An 11,364-nucleotide genomic window follows, 5' to 3' on the forward strand; every position below is an offset into this window, starting at 1 on the left:
CCTACCGGGAGTAGCCCCGACGGTTGACAAAACTATAGGAACACCCAATGACTAGCTGCCGGGGTGCGGGCGTGACTTTCGTCCCGTTTGATACTCCGCTGACCTAGATGTTCGTCACATGAACCCGCAAACGTGGGACAATGACGCTGTTGGTATCACAGACAAAGGATGTGCCTATGAACGCCCCCGTTGCCCAGCCCTGTCGGCAGCGCCGCCTGTTTGCGCGGTTCGCTTCCGTCTGCGCACTCGTCGCGCTTGCGTTGTTGCTGCTGCCTGCCGTCGCGCACGCCGACGGCTACTCCATGAGCCAAACCTATATCGGTGCCACGGTCGAGGCCGATGGATCGCTGGCCGTTGTCGAGGGACGCCAGTTTGATTTCGACGACGACATCAACGGCGTGTTTTGGGAGATCAATACGGGCTCCAACCAGCAGGGCGGCACGGCGGGCGTCGACGTGCTGAGTGTCGAGGAAGAGGACACCGCGTTCAACAAAGTCGATAGCGCGAACAAGGGCGACTCTGGCGTCTACACGGTCGAGCAGACCGGTGACGGCGTAAGGATTAAGGTGTTCAGCCCTCACGAGAGCGGCGACAGCGCAATCTACTACGTGAGCTACACCATGACCGGTGCGGTTATGAACTGGGCCGATACCGCCGAGCTCTACTGGAAGTTCGTGGGTGACGGCTGGTCTGCGGATTCCGATGACGTCGAGATGGAAGTGTGCTTCGCGAATGCCGCTGCCGGGACGGCGGCCGTCAAGGGCGATAACTTCCGCGCATGGGGCCATGGTCCGCTGACGGGCGACGTGTCGCTCGATGAGGACGAGCCCATGGTCACCTATACCATTTCCTGCGTGCACCAGGGCGAATTCGCCGAGGCACGCATCGCCTTCCCTAGCGACTGGGTGCCGCAGCTTGCCGCTTCGGGCGAAGAGCGCATGTCAACGATCCTGAGCGAAGAGAAGGAATGGGCCGACGAAGCTAACGCCCGCCGTGAGCACGCGCGTGCGGTTGCCAGCGCGATTGCCGTGGTGTGTGTTGTTGTGGCGGTTGCCTATACCGGTGTAATCGTGATGCTCAAGCTGCGCAGGCCCAAGCCCAAGCCGCTCTTCCAGGACGAGTACTTCCGCGATGTGCCCTCCGCCGATCATCCCGCGGTGCTTGCAACTCTTATGAGCTGGAACGACGTGCCCGATCAGGCATATATCGCCACGCTGATGAAGCTGACCGACGACCGCGTGATCAAGCTGGAAGAAGCGACCGAGACCAAGAAGAAGGGTCTGCTCCGTCGCGAAAAAGAGGAGCAGACGTATCGCATCACAGTGACCGACGAGGCCTGGAAGGCTGCCAAGAAGGACGGCATCGATCGCGACGTGCTCAAGGTCTTCTTCGCTGGCGTTAAGCCCGATAAAGACGGCGTCCGTTCGCGCACGTTTAGCGAGCTGGAGGAGTATGCCAGCGAGCGTACTGAATCTGTTGGCGACAAGCTCGAGGACTATCAGAGCACGGTTAAGGGCAAGCTGGAGGAGTGCGAGTTTATCGCATCGGATGGCACTATCGCGATGGTGGCCGGCCTGGTTCTCGGCATCATCATTGTCTTTGGCATTTTGGGCTCTCTGTTCTATACCGACTTTGCGGACGCCAATGTCGGCGCCGCTATGATCTCGATCCCCGTCACGATCGTGGGCTTTGTCCTGAGCTGCACCTTCCGCCGTTACACGCCGGAGGGCGCCGAGGTGGCGGCTCGCTGCAAGGCGCTCAAGCATTGGCTCGAGGACTTTACGCGTCTGAAGGAGGCCGTCCCCAGCGACCTGATCTTGTGGAACAAGTTTCTGGTGATGGGCGTTGCCCTGGGCGTTTCGAAAGAAGTGCTGCGACAGCTGGCCGAAGCCGTGCCTGCGGACCTGCGCAACAGTGACGATTTCTACGACAACTACCCCTGCTACTGGTGGTATTACCATCACTACGGCAACGAGTCCCCGCTCGATTCGTTCAACGATGTGTACCACGAGACCATCCGCGAGCTGGCTTCGAGTTCCGATAGCTCGAGCGGCGGCAGCGGTGGCGGCTTTTCCGGTGGCGGCGGTGGCGGCGTCGGCGGAGGCGGCGGAACGTTCTAGCGAGCGCTTGCTTTGGGGTGGATCTTTCTGGGCGGTTGCCAGGGAAGATTCATCCCATTTTTGTGCATCGAAACGGGTCAAACTTTCCGCTGAGGACCTTCGCGCAAGGGGCAGTGGACAAAAAATGCCAAATATGAGTACTGTTGCTGCGTTGGTCACATATGTTTGCACATAATAATGGGCTCCTAATGAGAGTACTTCTCGTTAGGAGCCCATTTTATTGAACATTTGGGGAGCTACGTCAGCTCATGCAGCTGGTCGTCATGCCTACAAGCGTCAAAAATGTCCCAAATCGCTGCTACTAAAAAGGTAACAGTACTCATATTTGATGTTTTTTGACCAGGGCTATCTACAAACCCCCTAGGCCACTCATTGGGGACAGACTTAAATGACTAGTTGTTGGGGATCAGTCATTGGGGACGTTCTTAAATGACTAGGTGTGGCTGCTTGGGCTAGGCTGTTAGGTCGAGTTCGTAGAGAAAGCTTTCACGCGGCATGGCGTGGCGGCGCTCTTCGCGGTTGGCGCGGTGCGTGGCCGTGCGCTTAAAGCCGTGCAGCTCGTAGAACTTCCACGAGCAGTTGGAGTCGGTGTACAGGTGCGCCCTCGTCGCTCCAAGCGAGGACAGGTGCGAGACTGCGGCATCGAGCAGAACCGTGCCAACGCCCAGGCCATGGACATCGCGATCCACGGCAAGCAGCGTGACCTCGTTGTCGTGCGGCAACGGGCTGCTCTCGAGCAGACGGTTGTTGGTTCGGATGGTTGCGCGTACAAACGAGAGATACTCGGCGCAGGCATCGGGCTCCAGCTCACGCATCTGCGATAGCAGCGCGCGTTCGGTATCCATCCAGTGTTCCTTAACGGTGGCGCCGGAGCTCTGTCCCGCACGCGCGAGCGAAATGCCACGCGCCTGACCGTCAATCACCGCAACCTGCGAAAACGTCGACGACGAAAGGCAGTAGGCAAGGTCGCACGCGGCCTCGAGGCGGTTGTACTCATCGTTATCCGAATTGTTATGCCAAAGCTGCTGCAGAATCAGCGCGATGGCGTCGAAGTCTTCGGTATCAAACGGTCGGTAGAGAACCCGCGAGACCATGGTGCCTCTTTCTTTTGCGGATGCATATCGAGCACAGTTCTACCACGCCATTGGCATCTAATTATGGTGCCCCTGTGTTCCATGAACTCACCGTGCCCGGTGCCGTGCCCATCCCCCCGCTCGTAAACTTTTTCTGCACAGCCGTGCGTTGCGGGATGCAACGTCGCGCTCGATGCGCTACATTGAATCAGTATTTTCAATGCCGCTGCGCGAGCGCTGCAGATCGACGTATCACCGACTCACAGAGCACGGCGGCGTACCAGACAGGAGGACTGCATGGGATCTGATGTGAAGATCGCACGCGCGTTGATCTCGGTTACCGATAAGACGGGCGTCGTCGATTTCGCACGGACGCTGGTTGACGACTTTGGCGTCGAGATCATCTCTACGGGCGGCACGGCTCGTGCCATCGAGGACGCGGGCGTTCCCGTAACCCCCATCGAGGAGTTCACGGGCTATCCCGAGATGATGGACGGCCGCGTCAAGACGCTGCATCCCAAGGTTCACGGCGCGCTGCTGGCCCGTCGCGATTCCGAGCAGCACATGCAGGAAGCCGCTCAGCACGGCATTAAGCTAATCGACCTGGTCGTCGTCAACCTGTACGAGTTCGAGAAGACCGTCGCCAACCCCGAGGTCACCTTTGCGGATGCCATCGAGCACATCGACATCGGTGGTCCCTCCATGCTGCGCTCTGCCGCCAAGAACGCCGCGAGCGTTACCGTCATCTCTGACCCGGCCGACTATGATGCCGTCCTGGCCGAGATGCGCGAGACCGGTGGCTGCACCACGCTTTCCACCCGTCGCCGCCTGCAGGTGAAGGTCTACCAGACTACCGCCGCCTACGACACGGCTATCTCCCGTTGGCTTGCCGCTCAGGCAAGCGACGTGGCGGACACCTCTGCCAAGCTCGAGATCTCGCTGGAGAAGGTCGACGACCTGCGCTATGGTGAGAATCCTCAGCAAAAGGCTACGGTCTACCGCTTTGCCGAGGGCTGCGAGAACACCGCGAGCTCGCAGTTTCCGCTCGTGGGCTCCGAGCAGATCCAGGGCAAGCCGCTCAGCTACAACAACTATCTGGACGCCGATGCCGCTTGGAACCTGGTCCGCGAGTTCGACGAGCCGGCCTGCGTGATCCTCAAGCATCAGAACCCCTGCGGTTCCGCCGTTGCCGAGGACATCACGGCCGCCTACGACCGCGCTTTTGCCTGCGATCCCAAGAGCGCCTTCGGCGGCATCATCGCCTGCAACCGTGAGGTTCCCTTTGAGCTGGTTGAGCACTTTGCCGATCAGAACAAGCAGTTCGTCGAGGTCATCATCGCCCCGAGCTACACCGATGAGGCACTCGAACGCATGGCTAAGCGTCCCAACCTGCGCGTGCTGGCTACCGGCGGCGTGGACCACGGCGCCCAGGTGGAGCTGCGCTCCATCGACGGCGGCATGCTGGTGCAGGAAGTTGACCACGTGACCGAGGATCCCGCGACCTTTACGTTCCCCACCGATCGCAAGCCCACCGACGCTGAGATGGCCGAGCTCGAGTTTGCCTGGAAGGTCTGCAAGGGCGTCAAGTCCAACGCCATCCTGGTCTCCAAGGGCAAGGCCGGCATTGGCATGGGCCCCGGTCAGCCCAACCGCGTTGACTCTGCGCTGCTTGCCTGCGAGCGCGCCGAGGACTTCTGCGAGCGCGAGGGCGTGGAGAAGGGCGGCTTTGCCTGCGCAAGCGACGCGTTCTTCCCGTTCCGCGACAACGTCGACGTGCTTGCCGCACACGGCGTGACCTGCATCATCCAGCCCGGCGGCTCCAAGCGCGATGACGAGAGCATCCAGGCCTGCAACGAGCATGGTATTGCGATGGTCTTCACGGGTGCCAGGCATTTTAGGCACTAGGGCTTTCCCAAGCACCCGACCTTGCCCCTCAAACCGTCGCTTGCGTACATTTAGTACGCGGCGCTCCTCTTTCGGGGCAATCTCGGGCACTTGGAAAACCCTTAATGGGATGTTGTTCTATCCCATTAAGTTGATCGGTCGCCTGACCATATCGTCAAAATAATCTCTGCAAAAGACGGCCGCTCCGTTTGGAGGGCCGTCTTTTTGGTATAAGAGGACGGAATGACTAACACGAAAGGTATGACCATGCCCCAGATTGATGATGCAGAGCTGTTTGGCAATGCCGAGGATCAGCGTGCGTACGAGGACTTTTGCGCCAATCAGGAGGCGGTCGAGAAGTTTACGCTCGACAAGCCCGCGCTCGTGTGCCGTTGGCGCATGTCCAACAAAAAGGTACCCATGCTCAACCGCCACATTCGCGCGCTGTCCGAGCGCCTGGTGCAGGGCGAGCCGCTCACCCATAACATGCTCAGCTGGGCCAAGCAACACGTTGAGTGGTCGCTTGCCGAGGGCGATTACACCGCGCATGACGGCGTGCTCATGCTGGTAATCGACGTCAACGGCAATGCCGCCATGACGGTAGGCGAGTACGAGCCGCTGTCCGATACTTCGGCCAAGGCCTTGCGTGCCCGCTCTGCCGAGGCCCGCTCCGAGGCCGACGAAACCGGCGTGGCGCCCGAGTTGCTCGCTTCCGTCAACGACGGAGAGCTGGCCTTTGTGGCGCCGGCGGACGAGTGCCTGTGCGGCACGGCGACGCTCATCGAGCAGCTGGCCCAGACCAAGGGCATCTCGGTCACGCGCGTAGACATTCCCGCGCAGCTCAAGGGCGCTTTGTTTCTGGTGAGCGACGAGCACGGCGTGGTTCCCGCTGCCGATGCCGACGCCGCCGAGTCCGATGCAGCGACGGTCGCCTTTTTTGCCGACGGCTACGAAAAGCTCCGCGCCCGCCGCTAAATGATTTTTCTGGGACGGGGATTTTATAATCATTTGATCCCCGCACCCGTTGCGAGCGAGGGCGAGTCGGACCTTTCGTTCGCGAACAGTTCTGTCACCTTGTTGCCGCGCGAGGCGCGTGCCGGCGACTTCGCGGCGATAATGGCTGTAAGGCAACTAAGAGGGGAACGGAATCCATGGCGCTAATCTATATCGTTGAGGACGACGAGCCCATTCGTCGCGAGCTTGCCGATATCCTTGCCCGTGCCGGTTTTGAGGTCGAGGCCTGCGAGTCGTTCGAGCATGTCTCGCGTGACATCTTGGCCGCTGCGCCCGACTTGGTACTGCTCGACCTGACGCTTCCCGTCAAAGACGGCCAGCATATCTGCCACGAAGTCCGCCGCGAATCCGAGGTTCCCATCATCGTCCTCACGTCGCGCACGACCGAGATCGACGAGGTCATGGCCATGACGCTCGGCGCGGACGGCTTCGTTCCCAAGCCCTATAGCGCGCGCGTGCTCGTGGCGCGCATCAATGCCTTGCTGCGTCGCACCGCGGCGGCGGGCGAGCGCAGCACGCTCGTCCACAAGGGGCTGGAGCTCGACCTTGCTCGCTCCGCAGTCACCAATACGGCAACCGGCACCAGTACCGAGCTCACCAAAAACGAGCTGCGTATCCTCTCGCTGCTTCTGAGCCGCGCGGGCAAGATCGTCTCGCGCTCGGCCATCATGCAGGACCTGTGGGACTCCGATGCCTTTGTGGGCGACAACACGCTCACTGTCAACATCAACCGTCTGCGCACCACGCTCGAAAAAATCGGCATCAAGGGGTATTTGACGACGCACCGCGGCCAGGGCTATTCGGTCTAGGGGCCGGCTATGTCGTTTGCCAAATTTTTCAAAGATGCGCTGCTTCCCGTCGCCGTGTGGACGTGCGGCGTTCTGCTGAGCTGCTTTGTGCTGACGGTCGCCGGCGCCCCCGTTTCCATCGTGGCCGTGGCGGTCGGTGTGTCCTTTATCTTTGGTATGCTCGGCATCGTGATCGAGTACGCGCGCCGTCGTCGTTTTCTGCGCCAGCTGGAGCGTGCGGCAGAGGAGCTCGAGAGTCCCGCATGGGTGCAGGAGATGGTGCAATGCCCGACCTATGCCGAGGGCGAGCTCGAGTACGAGGTCTTGCGCCGGGTGGGCAAAGCCGCTTGCGACGAGGTTGCCGAAGGCCGGCGTCAGACCGATGACTACCGCGACTATATCGAGAGCTGGGTCCACGAGGCCAAACTGCCCTTGGCGGCAGCTCATCTGATTTTGGAAAACCTGGACGGCAGCGAAGACGACCTGTCGCGTGTGGATGACCTGGGTCGCGAGCTGGCTCGCGTTGAGCGCTATATCGACCAGGCACTGTACTATGCGCGCTCGGAAGTCGTGGAGCGCGATTACCTGATTCGCCGTTGGGATCTTAAGACCCTGGTGACGGGTGCGATTAAGGCCAACGCGCGCGAGCTCATTGCGGCGCACGTGACTCCGGTGTGCGAGAACCTTGACTTCGAGGTCTTTACCGACGAAAAATGGCTCGAATTTATCCTGGGCCAGCTCATTCAGAACAGCATTAAATATGCGTGCGAGGACGGCGCGAAGATCGTGTTTTCGGGCGCATTGCTGGACGAGGGCTTGGCGAGCGAACGTATCGAGCTCACCGTCGCGGACAACGGCTGCGGCGTGAGCGCGGCCGACCTGCCGCGCGTGTTCGAGAAGGGCTTTACCGGCGACAACGGCCGCACCACCAAGCGCGCAACGGGCATCGGCCTCTACCTGGTGGCGCGCCTGTGCTCCAAGATGGGCATCGACGTCACCGCGGCATCCGACTCCGGCGAAGGCTTTGTCGTAACATTCGCGTTTTCAACGAATAAGTTTCAATATTTCGAGTAACGCAACGCGGCAGACGCCCACCCAAACAAAAACGTGCAGCCCAAACAAAACGTGCCACCCCAAACGGGGCGGCACGCTATCTTTTATCAGCCAACTCGCTGAAGTAAGGCTGCGAAGGCCGCGGGGCCGGGAGGGGTTTCCTAAGGGCACATCCCGCAGCCGCAACGCGGCGAGGACGTGCCCGTGGAAACCCCGCAGGCCCCGCGGCCGGTGGGAGCAACGCTACTTCACGACCAAAATGTCGCAGTCCGTATTGCGCAGCAGGAACGTCGAAATCGAACCCAGCAGCGCATACTTGATCGAGGACAGGCCGCGGGCGCCGCAGAGCACCAGGTCGGGCTTGACCACGTCGAGCATCTCGTCTTTGAGCGTCTCACGAATACGGCCGGCGCGAATCATGACTTCGACCTCGGGAATGTCGGGATTGGCCTTGGCCTCTTCGAGCTGCTTGGCGATGGAGTTCTTAAATGCCTCCTCTAGGCCGTTGACCAGATCGACCGGATAGGAACCGGCGCTCTCGAGCGCCGTGGAATCGATAACGTGGCCGATGATTAGCTTGGCGCCGTTGTTCGCGGCGACCTTGATGGCGCGTGCGAGCACAAAATCCTGCTGTTCAGTACCGTCGAGTGAAACAAATACCTTGGTGTAGCCCTCGTTCATGGTTTCCTCCTTGGTCTATCGCACGGGCGCGGGGCTCGTGCATCGGACGGGCGCGGGCGCGTTGGCCGCCGGACACTTTATCTTGTTGCAGTTATACCCAAGGATTTGGGTTTGACCGCTCGCAATTCTGTGAACGGGCGAGTTTTTTGGTAAGGGTAGGCGCAGGCGCGCCGCCAACGGTTGATAATGGGACATCGCCCGCACCGTCCGCAGAACAATATCGGCGGGTGTCTAACGAGGGGGTCCCTTTGGATATCATCGAGCTTTTTAAATCTGCCTTCATGGGCCTGGTCGAGGGCATCACCGAATGGCTGCCCGTTTCGTCGACGGGTCACATGATCTTGGTGGACGAGTTCGTCAAGATGAACGTGAGCGAGACGTTCTGGAATATGTTCCTGGTCGTGATTCAGCTCGGCGCCATTTTGGCCGTCTGTGTGCTGTTCTTCCATGAGCTCAATCCCTTCTCGCCCAGCAAGGGTAAGGAGGGCCGTCGCGACACCTGGGTGCTGTGGGGCAAGATTGTGCTCGGCTGCATTCCTGCGGCGGCGATCGGCCTGCCGCTCAACGACTGGATGGAGGAGCATTTCTACAATGCTCCCGTCGTGGCGCTGGCGCTCATTGTGTACGGCGTGCTGTTTATCGTGATCGAGAACTGGCGCGCGAGCAAGCGCGAGGAAATGGCCGTTGCCGGTTCGTTTGGTTCGCGTGCTGTGGCGTCGGGTGGACGTCCCACCGGTGCGCACTTTGCGGCGCCCGCTGCGGTTGCTGCTGCAGACGACGATGACGATAACCTGGACTTTGGTTCCATCGCTACGCTCGAGGACCTGAGCTGGAAGACCGCACTGGGTATCGGTTGCTTCCAGGTGCTCTCGCTGGTGCCGGGTACGTCGCGCTCTGGCTCCACCATCATCGGCGGCCTGCTGCTGGGCTGCACGCGCTCGGTGGCGTCTAAGTTCACGTTCTTCCTGGCCATTCCCGTTATGTTTGGCGCGAGTGCGCTCAAGCTGGTCAAGTACTTTATTAAGGGCGGCACGTTCGGCACCAACGAGATCGCCATCTTGGGCGTGGGTTGCGTCGTCGCCTTTGCGGTGTCGCTCATTGCCATCAAGTGGCTTATGGGCTTCGTCCGCCGTCATGACTTTAAGTGCTTCGGCGTGTATCGCATTGTCCTGGGCATCGTAGTGCTTGCGTACTTCTTTGTCCTGGAGCCGATGCTCGGCCTCTAACTTAGTCGACGCTGCGCGGCGGTCAGGACGACAACTTGTCATTCAAAGGGGGTGGCATGACCAAAAGGTCTATGCCGCCCTCTTTGTCAAGGGGCTAGGTAAAAGGGGTCAGGTAATTTTGCACCAACTTGGTTCAGAATAGCCTGAAACCTTTTCATCAATCGCAGTGGGAGATGGTGATCTGGGCGAATGAGTCGACTGTCCTTCCTGGTCGCCAACAAAAATCGAGTTGTGCGGCCTCTCGGAGGTCTCTAGCTGACAAAAAACGCCATCTTGGTACCATCAGCATTCACAGTAGTGTTTGCTACTGTGAGTTATATGCGTAAATTCGCGAGAATATTCCCAAAATAGGACAAAGGCACTCAAGTTATTTCAGCAACCCTTGCGTGGAGCCAGTGGAAAAGGCCGCACAACTCGAAAAATGTTGGTGGCGGTTTGAGGATAATGCCGAATGCGGTAAAGGGACTGTCCCTTTGCCGCATTCAGGCCACGGTGTGCTGGGGCTTGCGGTTAAAGATGAGCTTGTCCACTACGGCCTGAAGCGACATATGACGGACGGTGTTGTAGGCCTCCTGCGTGCTGTAGGCGCAGTGGGGTGTGACGATGCAGCGCGGGTGGGCGATCAAGGCCTGGTTGGGCGCGGTCTCGTCGGCGAGCACGTCGAGCGCAGCGCCGCAAATGCCGCGTGTGCCACTGCTGGCAATACCCTCGTCCAGCGCGGCGACTAGGGCATTTTCGTCCACAATGGGTCCCCGGGCCGTGTTAATCAAAAATGCCGTTGGTTTCATACGCGCAAGTTCGCGCTTGCCAATTAGCGTTTCGGTCTCCGGAATCAACGGGCAATGAAGGCTGACGATATCGGAGGCCCCAAGCAATTCGTCGAGCGTTTGCGCTTTGATACAACCGGCGGCGGCAAGCTCTTCTGCGCTCTTGGTTGGCGCCCACACCAGCACCTTCATGCCGAGTGCCTGCGCGATAGGCACCACGGCACGCGCGATGCTGCCAAAAAAGACGAGCCCCAACGTGCGGCCCTGCGTGCGGTGCATGGTATACCCGCCCAGTGGATTCCAAACGCCAGTCCGCACGTCGCAGTTGAGAAACGTAACCTGTCTCATCAGGTCAAGCATCAAGGCAATAGTATGCTGAGCGACGTCTTCCGAGCAGTATCCGGGGCAGTTGGTGACGGTGATGCCGTGTGAGGCCAAGCGGTCGACAGCAACGTGGTTCACGCCGATGGACATATTCGAAACGATGCGTATCCCCACGGCGGCCATGTCGTCGGCACACGCATCGTCGATGGGACCGAACTCGCCGACAAAGCCCTCGCAGCCGACCAACTGCTCGGCGGTGGGGCAGACATTGGGCTTGTGCGCGCAGCCAACCAGATCAATTTGGTCGCCGCCTTCGATTGTGTCGAGCACCGCTTGACCAGCTTCGGTCGAGCCGTCGACCATGTAATAGAGCACCTTGTGTTTCACAACGGCCCTCCTGCGATGTGGGGTGGGTAGGAGCGGTAGATATTCTA

General features: G+C 59.9%; 9 protein-coding genes. 6 read left to right on the forward strand and 3 right to left on the reverse strand.

From position 1 onward, the window contains the following. The first annotated feature begins 176 nt into the window (after positions 1 to 176). Complete coding sequence (locus tag DXD77_RS07565) at positions 177 to 2,120, forward strand: DUF2207 domain-containing protein (RefSeq protein WP_158549113.1); 1,944 nt, start codon at positions 177 to 179, stop codon at positions 2,118 to 2,120. Positions 2,121 to 2,572: 452 nt separating this feature from the next. Here DXD77_RS07565 and DXD77_RS07570 read toward each other — a convergent pair whose 3' ends face one another. Beyond that, a complete protein-coding gene (locus DXD77_RS07570) occupies positions 2,573 to 3,214 on the reverse strand; it encodes a GNAT family N-acetyltransferase (protein ID WP_117635615.1) in 642 nt (213 codons plus the stop codon). A 276-nt stretch (positions 3,215 to 3,490) separates the two neighbouring features. Between DXD77_RS07570 and purH the strand changes: the two genes are divergently transcribed. The 4 genes from purH to DXD77_RS07590 all read left to right on the forward strand — a co-directional run bounded on the left by purH (position 3,491) and on the right by DXD77_RS07590 (position 7,953). Beyond that, positions 3,491 to 5,098 (forward strand): bifunctional phosphoribosylaminoimidazolecarboxamide formyltransferase/IMP cyclohydrolase, encoded by a 1,608-nt coding sequence (gene purH, locus DXD77_RS07575; RefSeq protein WP_117648340.1) that lies wholly within the window; start codon positions 3,491 to 3,493, stop codon positions 5,096 to 5,098. A gap of 222 nt (positions 5,099 to 5,320) precedes the next feature. After that, on the forward strand, positions 5,321 to 6,052 hold the full coding sequence (locus DXD77_RS07580) for a hypothetical protein (RefSeq protein WP_199409020.1): 732 nt from the start codon (positions 5,321 to 5,323) through the stop codon (positions 6,050 to 6,052). Between the two features lie 176 nt (positions 6,053 to 6,228). After that, on the forward strand, positions 6,229 to 6,900 hold the full coding sequence (locus tag DXD77_RS07585; protein WP_117648341.1) for a response regulator transcription factor: 672 nt from the start codon (positions 6,229 to 6,231) through the stop codon (positions 6,898 to 6,900). A gap of 9 nt (positions 6,901 to 6,909) precedes the next feature. Beyond that, entirely contained in the window at positions 6,910 to 7,953 is a 1,044-nt protein-coding gene (locus DXD77_RS07590; protein WP_117648342.1) for a sensor histidine kinase, read from the forward strand. A gap of 222 nt (positions 7,954 to 8,175) precedes the next feature. Here the strand turns inward: DXD77_RS07590 and DXD77_RS07595 are convergent, their stop codons facing one another. Beyond that, on the reverse strand, positions 8,176 to 8,613 hold the full coding sequence (locus DXD77_RS07595) for a universal stress protein (protein ID WP_006235921.1): 438 nt from the start codon (positions 8,611 to 8,613) through the stop codon (positions 8,176 to 8,178). Positions 8,614 to 8,861: 248 nt separating this feature from the next. Here DXD77_RS07595 and DXD77_RS07600 point away from each other — a divergent pair, with 248 nt between their 5' ends. Continuing rightward, positions 8,862 to 9,839, forward strand: a complete 978-nt coding sequence (locus DXD77_RS07600) for an undecaprenyl-diphosphate phosphatase (RefSeq protein WP_117648343.1) — start codon at positions 8,862 to 8,864, stop codon at positions 9,837 to 9,839. Positions 9,840 to 10,321: 482 nt separating this feature from the next. Here DXD77_RS07600 and DXD77_RS07605 read toward each other — a convergent pair whose 3' ends face one another. Then, positions 10,322 to 11,317, reverse strand: coding sequence for an NAD(P)-dependent oxidoreductase (locus tag DXD77_RS07605; RefSeq protein WP_117648344.1), 996 nt, complete (start codon positions 11,315 to 11,317; stop codon positions 10,322 to 10,324). Positions 11,318 to 11,364: the final 47 nt, after the last annotated feature.

It is taken from the genome of Collinsella sp. TM09-10AT, assembly GCF_003436275.1.
Classification (GTDB): domain Bacteria; phylum Actinomycetota; class Coriobacteriia; order Coriobacteriales; family Coriobacteriaceae; genus Collinsella.